The sequence below is a fragment of the Streptomyces sp. NPDC001406 genome, from assembly GCF_042895285.1.
GTDB lineage: Bacteria > Actinomycetota > Actinomycetes > Streptomycetales > Streptomycetaceae > Streptomyces.
In genome coordinates this window covers 56,619-70,688 of the sequence record NZ_JBIAWG010000028.1, presented here as the reverse complement: position 1 = coordinate 70,688, position 14,070 = coordinate 56,619, and the positions used below count along the sequence as shown (strand labels likewise).

10 protein-coding genes are annotated in these 14,070 nt (G+C 74.4%); 5 read left to right on the top strand and 5 right to left on the bottom strand.

Going from position 1 to position 14,070, the window contains the following annotated elements:
* Both ACFY1J_RS43085 and ACFY1J_RS43080 read right to left on the bottom strand, forming a co-directional pair.
* Nucleotides 1-408 (bottom strand): 2-oxoacid:acceptor oxidoreductase family protein (locus ACFY1J_RS43085; RefSeq protein ID WP_390733124.1); only part of this gene is annotated, 408 nt, incomplete at its 3' end.
* A 95-nt stretch (nucleotides 409-503) separates the two neighbouring features.
* Entirely contained in the window at nucleotides 504-1,763 is a 1,260-nt protein-coding gene (locus ACFY1J_RS43080; RefSeq protein WP_390713096.1) for an aminotransferase class V-fold PLP-dependent enzyme, read from the bottom strand.
* Between the two features lie 487 nt (nucleotides 1,764-2,250).
* Here ACFY1J_RS43080 and ACFY1J_RS43075 point away from each other — a divergent pair, with 487 nt between their 5' ends.
* From ACFY1J_RS43075 to ACFY1J_RS43055, 5 genes are all read left to right on the top strand, one after another.
* Nucleotides 2,251-2,721, top strand: a complete 471-nt coding sequence (locus ACFY1J_RS43075; RefSeq protein ID WP_390713095.1) for a hypothetical protein — start codon at nucleotides 2,251-2,253, stop codon at nucleotides 2,719-2,721.
* A gap of 194 nt (nucleotides 2,722-2,915) precedes the next feature.
* On the top strand, nucleotides 2,916-5,537 hold the full coding sequence (locus tag ACFY1J_RS43070; RefSeq protein WP_390733123.1) for an AAA family ATPase: 2,622 nt from the start codon (nucleotides 2,916-2,918) through the stop codon (nucleotides 5,535-5,537).
* Between the two features lie 110 nt (nucleotides 5,538-5,647).
* Entirely contained in the window at nucleotides 5,648-6,286 is a 639-nt protein-coding gene (locus ACFY1J_RS43065) for a DUF4328 domain-containing protein (RefSeq protein WP_390713093.1), read from the top strand.
* Nucleotides 6,287-6,947: 661 nt separating this feature from the next.
* Entirely contained in the window at nucleotides 6,948-11,006 is a 4,059-nt protein-coding gene (locus tag ACFY1J_RS43060) for an AMP-binding protein (RefSeq protein ID WP_390733122.1), read from the top strand.
* Between the two features lie 134 nt (nucleotides 11,007-11,140).
* A complete protein-coding gene (locus ACFY1J_RS43055) occupies nucleotides 11,141-11,815 on the top strand; it encodes a hypothetical protein (RefSeq protein WP_390733121.1) in 675 nt (224 codons plus the stop codon).
* Between the two features lie 22 nt (nucleotides 11,816-11,837).
* On the opposite strand, the gene ACFY1J_RS43050 is transcribed toward ACFY1J_RS43055, so the two are convergent.
* The 3 genes from ACFY1J_RS43050 to ACFY1J_RS43040 are packed head-to-tail and all read right to left on the bottom strand — an operon-like array spanning nucleotide 11,838 to nucleotide 13,880.
* Nucleotides 11,838-12,347 (bottom strand): hypothetical protein, encoded by a 510-nt coding sequence (locus tag ACFY1J_RS43050; RefSeq protein ID WP_390733120.1) that lies wholly within the window; start codon nucleotides 12,345-12,347, stop codon nucleotides 11,838-11,840.
* A 13-nt stretch (nucleotides 12,348-12,360) separates the two neighbouring features.
* On the bottom strand, nucleotides 12,361-12,597 hold the full coding sequence (locus ACFY1J_RS43045) for a hypothetical protein (protein ID WP_390733119.1): 237 nt from the start codon (nucleotides 12,595-12,597) through the stop codon (nucleotides 12,361-12,363).
* Nucleotides 12,594-13,880 (bottom strand): helix-turn-helix domain-containing protein, encoded by a 1,287-nt coding sequence (locus tag ACFY1J_RS43040; RefSeq protein ID WP_390733118.1) that lies wholly within the window; start codon nucleotides 13,878-13,880, stop codon nucleotides 12,594-12,596. The genes ACFY1J_RS43045 and ACFY1J_RS43040 overlap by 4 nt, the downstream gene beginning before the upstream one ends.
* Nucleotides 13,881-14,070 lie beyond the last annotated feature (190 nt).

Genomic DNA, 14,070 nt, shown 5'->3' with positions numbered 1-14,070 from the left:
CGCATACCCGACCTTCTGCATCGCCCGCTTGGTGAACTCGTCCGTGTTCACGATGATCTCCGCACCCCGCGGCAGATCCCCGATGTTCGCCTTCAACGCCGCCGGGTTCATCGCGACCAGCACGTTCGGCGCGTCCCCCGGCGTCAGGATGTCATGGTCGGCGAAGTGCAACTGGAACGACGAGACCCCCGGCAGCGTGCCGGCCGGAGCACGGATCTCCGCGGGAAAGTTGGGCAGAGTCGAGAGGTCATTGCCGAAGGACGCCGTCTCGGACGTGAACCGGTCACCGGTGAGCTGCATACCATCACCCGAGTCCCCCGCGAACCGGATGATCACCCGATCGAGGCGGTGGATCTCCTTGGCGGGGGACGGTTCCGTTCCGGGAGGCGAGGTGGTTTCCACGGACATGCGCGTGTCGGCTCCTGTCGGTCCCTGTGGGTCGTACACGGTCGTACACGTGGCCAGAGGCTAATCAGGCGCATTAGAGGGGCGCTTGGGCGTGTTCACCGGGTCCGGTACAGGGTCAGGTTCGGCCGTCCGTCGCGCTGTTGGCGGGGCCTGCGCAGGCCCGCGGCGGCGGCCTCGGGGGCGGCCTCGGAGGCGGTGTCCGTGCCGCTTTTCGCGCCTCGCCGGCCGCGCCACTGCGCCAGGTCGGTGACGGTGCTGTGCGCGGAGCCGGGCACGGGCTCGGGCACCGGCGCGGGGTGTGCGTGCACGGACACGGGCGCCTGGTGGCGGGGCCGTTCGAGCTTCAGTACCTCGTGCAGGGCCTCGCCGAACCGGGTGATGTCCTGCGGCGAGTTGTCGTGGTGGACGGAGGCGCGCACGGCCGTGGTGACGCCGAGGCCGGGCAGGTAGAGCGGGGTCTCCTGCGCGACCGTCTTCCACACGACCACGCCCCGGGCCGCGAGCTGCCGGCGCACCAGTGCGGCGGGCAGTTCGTCGTGCCGGAAGGTGAGGATGCCGGACTGGATCCGCCCGGGGGCGATCAGTTCGAAGCCGGGGGCCTCCTCGACGGTGGCGCGCAGGCCGGCGACCAGGTCGTCGTCCGGCAGGGCCTCGGTGTGCTCGGCCAGGGCCGTGTTCAGCGCCACGACGGCGGCGCCGTGCGGCGGTACGACCGGATCGACACCGGCCGGTGCCAGGAGCTTCCTGAACCCCGGTGACGTAGCGGCGAAGCCGACCGACTGCGGGCCGCGCAGGAACCGCCAGCCGTCGCCGGTGAGCAGGTCGCAGCCGATGCGGGCGGCGTCCACGGGGAACTGACCGACCGCGTAGGACGCGTCGACGGCGTACACGCAGCGGTGTGCGGCGAGGATGCGGCCCACGTCCTCCACGGGGTTGACGATGCCGCAGCCGGCCGGGACGTAGGTCACCGAGACGAGGGCGACGTCGTCGTCGATGTGCGTGGCCATCCACTCCAGGTCCAGGTCGCCGTCCGGGCGCAGCGGTACGACGTCCAGGGCGCAGCGGGTGCGGTCGCGCAGGGCGTACAGGGTGCTGAGGTTGGCGGCGCCCTCGTAGGGAGTCGTCCAGATGCGGTCGCCCGGGCCGAGCGGCAGGCGGCCGAGGAGGGTGGCGTACGCGTCCGCGGCGCCGGTGAACAGGGTGGTGTCGCCGGCCGGGGTACCCAGCAGGGCGGCGAGGCGCTCGTCGATCTCGTCGCGGACGACGTCGTCGAGGTGCTCCTCCAACTCGTAGGGGCCGTAACGGTCGTCGTGGCGCGTCCACTCGGTGAGGGACGCGCGTACGGCGGCGGGCATGCGGCCCAGGCCAGCCGAGTTCAGATGGACCATTCGGTCGCCGTGTGACGTCGCATTCACTTCCGGGGCCTCCCCCCGTGCGATGGGGCAATGTCTTGCCTCGTGCTTGGCAACACATTGCCAATACATACGGCGAGTTGGCAATGTGGGCTCAGGCGGCGCTCTAGTGGCGGGGCTTTGCCAGGCCCTTCTGACTTCCTTCTGCCTTCCTTCTGGCTTCTGTCCCGATTCTGCCCGGCTCAGCTCCCTAGAAATTGCCAAGTTCTGGCAGAGGGATCCTCGTTCTGCCAAATCCTTATATCTGCGCAGGTCAGAAGTGGTTCGATATGGCAATTTCGGTGTCCCGGCCGGGGCTCTGGGGCGTTTCTGGCGCCCTTCTTGAGCCAATTTCGATCAATTCCCCAGTGATTTACGAGATTTCCTTGCCAACCTTCTTGGCAAGAGGTTGCCAAGCAGCCGGACCGAAGTTGACACAGAGGAGCCCGCCATGAACCGCATCGCCAAGATCGCCGCCACCGCCGCCGCTGTCGCCGCCACCGCGTTCTCCGCCGTCGGAGTCGGCGCCGCCACCGCGGAGGCCATCGGCTGGCCGACCACGACGCAGTCGGCGACCACCACGGACGCCATCGGCTGGCCGAAGACCGCGACCACCGTCTCCGCCGCGGGCACGGACGACATCGGCTGGCCCAAGGCCACGACGGTCTCCGCCGCCGGCACGGACGCCATCGGCTGGCCCAAGGCCGCCACCGTCTCGGCCGCCGGCACCGACGACATCGGCTGGCCCAAGGCCGTCACCGCCTCCGCCAAGAACACGGACGGCATCGGCTGGCCCACCGCCGCCTCCGCCTCCGCCAGGACCACCGGTGACATCGGCTGGCCGAAGACCGCGACCACCGTCTCCGCCGCCGGCACCGACGACATCGGCTGGCCCAAGGCCGCCACCGTCGCCGCCGTCTGAACCGTCGCCCGCGAGCAACGCAGACCTCTCCACCGATCCACCGGGAAGCCCCCGCCGGCCATCGTGCCGCCGCGGGGGCTTCGGTCGTTTCCGGGCCTGTTGAGCGGCGTCATCTCCGTCCCGGCTCCACCCCCCTTAAAGGTGTTGATCGCATTCTTGCCCCGACCAGCGAGGTTCCGGTGAAAGGCGGGCTCATGACGCAGGCGGGCAGGGCATCGGTGGCCGGTGCTCTGGAGACGGTCCTCGCCACCTGTACGGTGGGGCGTTCCCGGGTGGTACTGATCGAGGGCGCCGCCGGCTGTGGCAAGAGCCGTCTTCTGCACGCCGTGGCCGAACAGGCCGTCGCCGCCGGGGCGTTGGTGCTCACCGCGGCCGCCACCGAGGCCGGACGCCGGATGCCGCTCGGTGTGCTGCGCCAACTGGTCGGCAGCGCCCCGCCGTTCGCACTCCCCCGCACCGGTGCCGAGGACGCGAAGCCGCCCCGGGAGGCGATGCGGACGTTCTGCGCGGAGCTGTGCGATCTCGCCCTCGCCGGGCCGGTGGTGCTGTGCCTGGACGACGTACAGCACGCGGACGCGCAGTCGCTGCACCACCTCGGCTATCTCGTACGGCACGCCCGCCCGGCCCCCGTGCTGGTCGTCGGCACCGTGTCGTCGTACGCCGATGCAGCCCAGGAGCCCTCGTGCGCGCCCGAGTTGACGCGCCAGCCGCACTTCCGCCGGATCCGGATCGGTCTGCTGTCGGCCCGGGAGACCGCGGAGGTCCCCTCGGCCCGCCCGTGGGAGTGGCCGGGGCCGGCCCGTCCCGGCCGTACGGCCGCGGAGCTGCACCGCATCACCGGTGGCAACCCTCTTCTGTTGCACGCCCTGTTGGAGGAGGACCGCGCCGCATCCGCGTCGCCGCCGCCGGACCCGGCGCTCGACGGGCCGTTCGCCGCGGCCGTCGCCGCCTGTCTGCGGCGCAGTGGTCCGGGTGCCCTGGCGGCGGGCCGGGCGGTGGCGATCCTGGCGGAGCGGGCGACCGAGCCGCTGGTCACGCGCATGCTGCGCCCCGAGGACGACGCCGCGCCCGCGCTGGCCGCGCTGCGCGCCTGCGGGCTCCTCGACGGGCTCGTCGACGGGCGCGCCTGCGGGCTCCGCTTTCGGCATCCCGCCGTCCTGGCCGCCGTACTGGCGGACGCCTCACCGCGTGCCCGCGCGGAACTGCACCGGCGGGCCGCGCTGGTGCTGACGGCGGCGGGGGCGCCGGCCGATGTGGTGGCCGACCATCTGCTCGCGCCGCGGGCGGACGGTGCGCGCGTGCCCGTACGGCCCGAGGACTTCACCCTGCTCATGGACACCGCCGAGGGCCTGCTGGCCCAGCGCCCCGGGGAACACCGCACCGACCAGGCCGAGCGCCTGCTCGAACTGGCCCACGGAATCTGCCCCGACGAGGCCGCGCGGACCGGCGTGGCGCTGCGGCTCGCGCAGATCGCCGCGCGCCGCGATCCGGAGGCTGCCGAGCGGAGGCTGACCGCGTTGCTCACCGGGCCGCGTTCGGCCCTGTCCGCGGCGGGAGCGGAGCACCGGTCGCGGTCGGCCGGAATGCTGCTCGCGCAGGGGCGGATCGCCGAGTCGGCCGCGCTGCTGCGGGAGGCGGGCGAGCCGGGCGCCCACGGCGAAACACCCTTCGACGCCCTGCTCGACGCGCCGGTGGCAGGCCGCGCGGAGGTGCCGGGGCGGGCGCGGCTGACCGACGCCACCCTGGCCCCGCTGGTCCTGGCGGTGCGCACGCTGCTGTACTCCGACCGTCCCGAGCGTGCCGTGCCGGCGAGCCGGCGGCTGCTGGAGGAGGCGGAGGCGAGCGGGGCGCCCGGCTGGCGGGCGGTCTTCGCGACGCTGCACGCCGAGGCGTTGCTGCGGGTGGGCGACGTACGCGGTGCCCACGCGAGGGCGACGGAGGCGCTCGATGCGCTGCCCGCGGGGGGCGGGACCTTCCGTTACGCGCCGGTCGCGGTGCTCGTCGAGGCGTGCGGTGCGTTGGGCCGGTACGAGGAGGCCGCCGGGCACATTCGGTACCCCGTCACCCGGCGCGTACTGAACACCCTGTACGGCCTGCAGTATCTGCGCGCCCGCGGGCTGCACCACCTGGACCTGGGCCGGCCGCAGGCCGCGCTCGCCGACTTCCGCAGGGCCGGTCGGCAGTTGCAGCTGTGGCGGGCGGACCGGGCGGCGTGCCTGCCGTGGCGTACGGACGCGGCGCAGGCGCTGCTGCGGCTGGGCAAGGTGCGGCAGGCGCGCGAACTGGCGGAGGAGCAGCTGGCGTTGCCGGACGGCGAGCGGCCGTGGGTACGGGGTCAGTGCCTGCGGATGCTGGCCGCGACGGGCGAACCTGGACAGCGCACCGTGCTGCTGCGGCAGGCGGTGGAACAACTGCGGTACGGCGGGGCCCGGTTGGAGACGGCGCGGGCACTGGCCGACCTGGGGCACGCGCTGCACGCGGACGGCGGCCCGTCGCAGGGGGCGGCCACGCTGCGTGCCGCGTGGAGCCTGGCCCAGCAGATGGGGGCGGTGGCGCTGCGCGACGAGCTGCTGCCCGGCTCCGGCGGTGTCGCCGTCGTGCACGGTACGGCCGTACCGGAGGAACTGACCGACTCCGAAGGGCGGGTGGCGGCGCTGGCGGCACAGGGCCTGACCAACCGGCAGATCGCGGCGCGGCTGTTCATCACGGCGAGCACGGTCGAACAGCACCTGACCCGCGTCTACCGCAAACTGGGCGTAACCGGCCGCAACGGGCTCCCGGCGGAGCTGGCCGCCGAAGTCCCGGTGACCACCTGACCCTGCTGCGGAGTACGGGCTGATCTATGATCCGGGCGTTCTGACACACCCCCTCCCGCTGCGCCGCGTCCATCGGCGCATGCCTGCCGCGAAAAGTAGGTCTCCCCGACGTGACCGGTTCCGCCCCCGCCCCCGCCCCCAAGGCACCATGGCTCCTCGCCCGCCTCGCCCAGGGCGCGATAGCCCTCGCTGCCGTCGCGGACGTGTTCCGGGCTACGGCTCTGAGGGAGCATCGCCTGCATCCCACGGACGACGCGTCGCTGAGCAGGTCGGGACTCACGTCGATGGTGTTCCTCTATGTGATGACGGCGGCCACCGTGCTGTTCCTGGTGTGGTTCAGCCGCTGCCGGCGCACCGCGCAGATACTCTCCCCCGGTGCCGCCGCCGGGTCCGGCGTCTGGGCCGTCGTCGCCTGGTTCGTACCGGTGGTCAATCTGTGGGCCCCACGACTGCTCGTCCTCGACGTGTGGCACGCGAGCAGCGCCGGGGAGACGGACGGGGAGACGACGAGGAGGCGCAACGACGCGCTGGTGAACGCCTGGTGGGCGGCGTGGGTCGGCCACGCGGTGACCACGGCGGGAGCCCAGCTCGGCGCGGGCACCTCACTGCCGCTCCTGGTGGTGTCGGAGACACTCGAACTCGCAGCGGCCGTCCTCGCGATCTACGTGATCCAGCGCCTCACGGCTGCACTGCAGAACGCCGCGCTCCAGGCCCCGCCCGCCGCCGGACGGCTCGCGCAGCACGCCTGAGCATGGACAGGCTCCGGCTGATGGACCGGGAGTGCGCCGGACGACGTTCACGTTCCTGACTGTGATGGACGAAACGGTGCGCGGTCAGGTCAGGGGGCTGCATCTGCAGGGTTCGCTCGGGTTCCGGAGTTCTGCACGGACCGCAGCGATATCTACTTCGTAGGGTGTTGGCGGAACGGACCGACGCGGAGGGGACTCTCACCGCGTTACCAGGACGACGTGTGGACCGACGACGCCACCCTGCGTGCCTACAGCCACGGCAATCTCGCCGGTTACTCGACAGGTGTCGCCGAGTCGCTGGTCCGGCATCGGGTCGAGGCGGGCCGGGACGAGGCGACGGAGTGGTGTGTGCTGGGCGTCAGCCGTCTGCACCATCTGCTCGCCCGGGTGACGCTCACCTCGAAGAACAAGGCCGGGCGGCATGCCCGTACCGCCTCCGCCTACAAGGGGGCGCGGGCGGCAGCTGACGCGGCGGGGGCGCTCCCGCCCCGTCCCCCTGGCAACCCCGCCCCCTCCACTTGGCACCCAACCACCCCACCCCACCTGCGACTCAAGTACTGCTCCAGCGTTCCGAGACCCAGCCTCAGGAGCTGCTTGCCAGCATCTTGGCAAGGTTTTGCCAAGCCGGAACGCGCTGTCGTGTCGTAAGGAGCGAGTGCTGATGTCCATCCCCAGCCTCATCGAGTCGGTACTGACCGCTCACCCGGCCGTGTCCGCGGCAGCGGTGTCCGTGCACGGGACGGAGGACGGCGACGAACGGCTCGTCGCGCACGTGGTGCCCGCGGCTCCGGTGGCCGCCGCCGTCGCGGAGGACGCGCAGATCGCCGGGTGGCGGAAGATCCACGAAGCCCTGTACGCCGCCGGATCCGGGACGCCCGGGCCCGAGGGTGACTTCAGGGGCTGGAACAGCAGTTACGACGCGCTGCCGATCCCGCTGGAGGACATGCGGGAGTGGCAGGAGGCCACCTTGGAGCGGGTGCGGGAGCTGCCGCGGCGCCGGGTCCTGGAGATCGGCGTGGGCAGCGGGCTGCTGATGGACCGGCTGGCCCGTGAGGAGGGCGTCGAGGAGTACTGGGGTACCGACTTCGCCGCCTCCGCCGTCGCCGCGCTCACCGCCCGGACGCAGGCCGACCCGGTCCTGCGGAACAAGGTGCGGCTGCGCCGCCTGGGCGCCGAGGACACCACCGGGCTGCCCGCCGGGCACTTCGACGCGATCGTCGTCAACTCGGTGGTCCAGTACTTCCCCAGCCTGGCCCACCTGCGCACCGTGATCGAGCGGGTGCTGTCGCTGCTCGCCCCCGGCGGCTCCGTCCTGCTGGGTGATCTGCGCAGCCTCGACCTCGCTCGCTGCCTGCACACCGGTGTGGAGCTGGCCCGGCCGGGCGCCGCCGGGGACAGCCGCGAGGCGCTGCGCCGGGCCGTCGACCGGCGAATGGCCGACGAGACCGAACTCCTCCTCTCCCCCGCCCTGTTCGCCGCCCTCGCCCGCGAACTGCCCGCGCTGCGCACGGTGGACGTACGCGTCAAGCGCGGCACCCACCACAACGAGCTGACCCGCTACCGCTACGAGGCCGTCCTGTCCACCGCCGCGCCGGCCGCCGACCTCACCGCCGCGCCCGTCGTCCGCTGGGGCCGCGAGGTCTCCTCCGTCGCCGAGGCCGAGGACCGCCTCAACGCCCACCGCCCCGCCGTACTGCGGCTGGCCGGGATCCCCAACCGCCGGGTGCACGACGAGTACTGCGCGACGCAGTCCCTGGACAACCCGCTGGAGAGCGTCGACCTGGCCCCCCAGGACGCGCCCGCCCCCGACCCGGAGGCGCTGTGCGCGGCAGGCGAGCACCTGGGCTACCGGGCCCTGCCGACCTGGTCCGCGGAGGGTGCCGAACTGCTCGACATCGTCTTCGTCGACCCCGACCTGGTCCCCGCGGGTCCGCTGACCGGCGTGTACGTGGCACCGGCCGCCGCCGTCGAGGAGTGCGCCAACGTGCCGGCCGCCCTCGACGGCACCGTGGACCTGGAGGCCGTCCTGCGCGGCCATCTGCGCGAGCGGCTGCCGGAGCACGTCGTACCGTCGGCGCTCACCACCCTGGACGCGCTGCCGCTGAACGCCGACGGCACGGTCGACCGTACGGCGCTGCCCGCCCCCGCGCTCGACACGGACCACTCCGGCGCCCAGCCGGGCACACCGATCCAGGAGATCGTCCGTGACCTGTTCGCCGAAGTGACCGGGCTGCCGCGCCGCGAGGTGCACGCCGACTCCGACTTCTTCCGGATCGGCGGCGACCCGCAGGCGGCGGACCGGCTGCTGGCCCGGGCCCGCGAGACGCTGGACGCCGACCCGGGCGGCCGGGCGCTGTACGACGCACCGACACCGGCCGCCTTCGCCGCGCTGCTCGGCGACTCCCCCGCCGCCGCCACCGGTCCGGCCGAGGCGGGCGCGGACAGCGCGGTACTGCCGCTGCGGCTGCGCGGCCCGCTCGACCAACGGGCCCTGGAGGAGGCCCTGGAGGACCTGGGGCAGCGGCACGAGGCGCTGCGCAACTCGCTGCTGGGGGCGGCCGGTACCCGTCTGCGCTCCCTGGGCCCCGACGACCACCTGCTCGACCTCGCCCTGCCCGCCGCCTCCGTCGACCTGTGGTCGCAGCTGCCGCTGGCCGCCGAACTCGCCCAGGCGTATGCGGCCCGCGTCACCGGCGCCACCCCGCACCGCTCCCCCGCCGGGCTCGACGCGGCGCCCCGCGCGATCTTCGGCGACCTGGAGCCCACCCCGCTGCCGGGCAGCGTGCCACAGGCCGGCGCCGCCTCCTACGGCACCATCGAGGTCGTACTCGGCGACGAACTGCACGAACGGCTCACCCGGTTCGCGGCCGAGCACGGCAGCACCCTGTTCATGGTGGTGCACACCGCGCTCACCGCCCTGCTGGCCCGGCTCGGCGCGCCCGCCGAGATCACCGTGGCGGCGCCGGTCCCGGCCCGGGACAGCTTGGCGCTGCGCGGCGCGGTGGGCCCCTACGGGCGGGTCCTGGCGCTGTCGGTGGACACCTCGGGCGACCCGGCGTTCGCCGAGCTGCTGCGCCGGGTCCGCGAGCGGGACCTCGCCGCCTACCGGGACCCCGACGCGGCACTGGCCGCACTGCCCGGCGGGGTCGCGCTGACCGTGCTGCAGGAGTCCGTCGGCACGTTCGAGGCTGCCGGGCTCACCATCCGGCCGGACGAGGCCGAACTCCCGCTCCCCGCCGCCGACCTGGGCCTGACGCTGACCGAGCGGCAGACGCCCACGGGCGCGCCGGCCGGTATCACCCTGCTGACCGCCTACCGGCACGAGACCGTCGGCGAGGCGGCCGCCGCCTCGCTCACCGGGCAGCTCACCGCCGTACTGGAAGCCGCCCTCGACGACCCGTCGGCCGCGCTGAGCCGACTGCGGCTGGAGCCCGGCTCGGCGGAGGGCGGGGTGTGGGCGGGCGAGAGCGCCGTACTCCCGGCCGAGAGCGTGGCCGAGCTGTTCGCCGCGCAGGTGGCCCGGGCCCCCGAGGCCATCGCCCTGGCCGGCATGAGCTACGCCGAACTCGACGCCCGTACCGACCTGTTGGCGCACGCCCTGATCGCGCACAACGCGGGCCCGGGCACCTCGGTGCTGACCGCGCTGTCCTCGCCCGCCGGGTTCGCGGTGGCGGCGCTCGCCGTCGCCAAGACGGGTGCCGCGCTGCTGCCGGTCGACCCGGCCCTGGACGTGGACGAGTCGGTCAGGCCGGTGGTGCTGCTGCTGGACGAGACGGCCGACCTGGTGCTGCCCGTCGTACCGGGCGCGGCCCGGCTGGTGCGTGACGACGCCGCCGACCGGCTGCCGGCCACCGGGCGCTGGCCGGTGACCGACGCCGACCGGACGCGGCCGCTGCGGGCGGACGACGCGGTGCTGCTGGTGCCCGGCGAGGACGGCACCGTGGTGATCGGCGCCGAGACGATCGCCGCGGCGACCGTGGCCGAACCGGCCGACGCCGCCTGGCTGGTGCGCGGCTACCCGGACGGGGACATCGCCCTGGGCCTGCTCGGCGCGCTGGCCTCCGGCGCCCGGGTGCACCTGCCGGACGGCTCACTCGCCCACGCGGTGCCGCACGAGGTGCTGGGCTGGCTGCGGCGGGAGGGCGCCCGGGTGGTGCTGGGCGGCGCCGACGACGCGCTGACCGCCCTGGTCGCGCTGGCCTGGTCCGAGGGGGCCGAACTGTCCGTGAGCGGCGGCTGGGCCGAGGGCCGGTTCGTCGTCGAGCAGCTGCCCGGCGGGCCGCCCCGGCCCGCCCCCGGCTACCGCGCCTACGTCCTCGACGCCCGGCTGCGGCCGGTGGCCCCCGGCGAGACCGGTGCCCTCTACATCGCGGGCGCGGGTGTGGCCCAGGGCTACGTGGGGGACCCCGCGACGACCGGCGAGCGGTTCCTGCCGGACCCGTTCGGCGGGCCCGACGGCACAACCGCCCGTATGTGGCGCACCGGACGCGCGGCACGTCTGTCGGCCGACGGCATGCTCCGCGTGCTGGACCACACGGCGCAGGACGACCCCTTCGCGGACGACTTCGCCACGTTCGTCGTCCTCGCCGACGCTGCCGGCCACCAGGCGCTGTGGCCGGCGGCGGCCCCCGCGCCGGAGGGCTGGTACGAGTCGCACCCCGAGGACCTGTACGAACTGTGCCTCGACCACATCAACGAGCGCCTCAACGACCCGTTCTAGAAACACCGGGGCGGACCGGCCGACGCCACTGTGCGGTCGCCGGTCCTCCCAAGGCCCAGTCCACGCCACGCCACGCCCTGCCCCTCCCCTCCCCTCCCCTCCCCTCCCCTCCCCGTCCCGTCCCGGAGGACACGATGACCGCCACCGCCCTGGCCCCGACGTTCGCCCCGGCTGCCCCGGCCACTTCGGACGCCTCCGCCGACCCGCGGCACCACGTCCTCGACCTCACACTGCGCGACGCACGGTCCGCGTACGCGCTGGCCGCGTCCTGCGTGGAGGTGTACAAGGCGGCGGACGACCCGGGGTTCCTCGACGAGGCCCCCGTCATCGCGCACGAACTGCCGCTGACGGTACGCCGGCACCTCAACTCCGCGCGCCGCGACGAGGCCACACAGGTGACGGTGATCCGCGGCAACGTCGTCGACCGGGCGGCCCTCGGCACCACCCCGAGCCACGGGAGCGAGGCGGACACCGAGGCGAGCCAGGTGTACGACACCCTGCTCGTGCTGTACGCGGCGCTGCTCGGTGACATCACCGGCCGGGCGACCCAGCAGCCCGGCCGGGCCGACTGGGTGGGCCTGTTCGCGCTGGGCGACGAGGTCCGAGTGCCGGTCCTGGACGGCCACTGGAATGCCCACCCCGACGACAGCCTCACCGACGTGGTCGTCCCCACCGGCGCGGTCTGCTTCGTCGACAACCGCGACGTGGTGCACGGCCGGCGCTCCTTCCGCGCCGGGTCCGACGGCGCCGACCACCGGCTCAGGCGGGTCGACGTGGTCCGCGACCTGCCCCGCACCCGCGTCGGCTGAACCGCTGCCGCACCACACGGGGTCACTCGCCGCGCGTGATCTCCGCGTCGATCCGGGCCGGCGTGGTGGCCGGGTCGGCGACCAGGGTGGCCAGTTTCTCGTCGGTGTGGTGGCGGGTGGCGATGGCCGGGCAGCGGCGGCAGGCCGAGACGCCCGCCTGGGCCCACCACTTGCAGTCGGCCCGCAGGTGGCACTGCGGGACCGGGCCGAAGTCCGCGGCCGGGTAGGCGGCCACGACGCGTTCGATCAGGGTGCAGTCGGTGCCGCGCCGGTTGACGCACTCGGCGACGCAGTGCGAGGCGAAGCGCAGGACGCGCCGCGGTTCGATGTCCGGCGGCACCAGGGGCAGGACCTCGGCGGCCGGAACCGGTTCGGCCAGGTAGGCGACTTGGCCGTCGGTGCCGGCGCGCACGCCGAGGACCAACGACTCGGGGGCGTACGCGGCACCGCTCGGGCACCACGCGGTCCGCGTCCTGTCGGGGCCCGCCGGGCCGGCGTCCGGGGCGGTGTCCGGGCCGGCGTCGCCGGTCATGCTCGTCGTCCGCTCAGCACGCGGGCTCGTTGGGTTTGATCCCCACTCCCCTGCCCCGGGGGAACAGCGGCGCGTCGCTGCCCGCGCGCTCCAGGGCCACCGCCCGTCGCAGGCTGTGCGCCAGCTGCTCCCGGGTCGTGATGCGCGGGCCCGCGGTCCGGTTGGCGGCCGCGGTCTCGGCGCCGCCCGCGACGGCACCGGTGGCCGATGCCGCCATCGCGATGCCCGCTGCCGTACGGGAGTGCCTCATGCGCGTCCTTCCGTCTGCGTGGGTACCGGGCCCCCGAGCGTGGCCCCGGACGCTGCAGACGGAGTCGAGCCTCGCTGGACCTGGGACTGAGCCAGGGCCTCGGCGAGGATGCGCCAGATCTCGGCGGCGAGGTCGATGTTGGCGTCGGCCTGCGCCTGTTCGGCCAGCGCCCGCAGCCCCTGGACGCCGCCCTCGTCGCCGGACAGGATGCGCAGCTGGTGCCGCAGGATGTCGAGCCGTACCCGGTCCCGGTAGGTCATCCGCGGCTCCTCCAGGGCGAGTTCGCCGAGCAGGACGCGGGCGTCGTCGTACCGCGCGGTCAGGAACGCGAGGTCGGCCTTGAGCGCGGTCAGCTCCTGGCGCAGACCGGGCGTGCCGACGAAGGCGAGCGCGGACTCGGCGGCCGTGACGCAGCGCTGGGCGGCCTCGGGGTCGGCGGGGACCTTCTGCAGGTGCAGCCGGCCGGCGGCGAGCCTGAGCCGCAGCCACAGCACCAGGTCGTCGGTGCTGCTGAATCGCTCCAGGGCCTGCTCCAGACAGGCCTGCGCGGCCGGGTAGTCGCCCTGCCGGACGCGGACGGCGGCCGCGGTCCACATCGCCTCCGCCCACAGCGCGTCCGAGCGGCCCTCGACCAGCGCGGTCAGTTCGTCGGCGTGCGCCCGGGCGTCCGGCATGCGGCCGGCCTCGGCCTCCACGGACACCAGGGCGAGCAGGACGGCGGAGCGGTCCTCCACGCCCAGGTCGGAGTCCCGGGCGAGGTGGTGGGCGGTGATGCAGGCGTCGAGGGCGGCGGGGATCTCGCCCAGGGAGCGCAGACAGCGGGCGAGCCGGGTCAGTCCGCGCACGCGCAGCTCGGCGAGCCCCACCTCGTCGCCGAGCCGGACCAGGTCCTCCAGGTACTCCCGCTCCCCCTCGTGGTCGCCCTGCACCCGCCGCTGCTGGGCCAGTTGCCACAGCGCCTGCCAGCGCAGCACGGGCGTCTCGTGGCCCTCGGCGGCCAGGGCCTCGCGCAGGGTCTCCAGGGCGTCGCCGGATCCGGTGGAGGCGGCGAGGGTCAGCGCGTGCGCCAGGGAGCCGCCCGCGGGCTCCTCGAAGTCGGCCGGTTCCAGGCCGAGTCGTTCGGCGAGGTAGGCGACGGCGCGCTCGGTGGGCTGGCGGGCGCCCGACTCCAGCCGCGAGAGATAGCCCGTGGACATGCCGTCGCCGGCCAGCGCGGTCTGGGACAGTCCCTGAGCCATGCGCAGCTTCCTCAGACGGCGGCCGAACGCGGGCTGTCGGAGCATGTGACCATTCCCTCGGTTGGACACGCGGACGGCGGTGGCCGCGGACGGATGGGGCAAGGGTCCTGTCGTGCCAATACCCCCCCCCCGGCGGGGGGGGGGGCATTTTCGACCCGGGCCCAGGGGCCCGGCACCGGGGGGGGGCCGGGCCCCACGTGGGCCACCCCGTGCACGGGCCCGGGCCCGCGGGAGC

Coding starts and splice junctions, on each gene's coding strand:
- ACFY1J_RS43080 (WP_390713096.1), bottom strand. CDS start 1,763: ATGCCCGCCGCCGTACGCGCGTCCCTCACCGAGTGGACGCGCCACGAC.
- ACFY1J_RS43075 (WP_390713095.1), top strand. CDS start 2,251: ATGAACCGCATCGCCAAGATCGCCGCCACCGCCGCCGCTGTCGCCGCC.
- ACFY1J_RS43070 (WP_390733123.1), top strand. CDS start 2,916: ATGACGCAGGCGGGCAGGGCATCGGTGGCCGGTGCTCTGGAGACGGTC.
- ACFY1J_RS43060 (WP_390733122.1), top strand. CDS start 6,948: ATGTCCATCCCCAGCCTCATCGAGTCGGTACTGACCGCTCACCCGGCC.
- ACFY1J_RS43055 (WP_390733121.1), top strand. CDS start 11,141: ATGACCGCCACCGCCCTGGCCCCGACGTTCGCCCCGGCTGCCCCGGCC.
- ACFY1J_RS43050 (WP_390733120.1), bottom strand. CDS start 12,347: ATGACCGGCGACGCCGGCCCGGACACCGCCCCGGACGCCGGCCCGGCG.
- ACFY1J_RS43045 (WP_390733119.1), bottom strand. CDS start 12,597: ATGAGGCACTCCCGTACGGCAGCGGGCATCGCGATGGCGGCATCGGCC.
- ACFY1J_RS43040 (WP_390733118.1), bottom strand. CDS start 13,880: ATGCTCCGACAGCCCGCGTTCGGCCGCCGTCTGAGGAAGCTGCGCATG.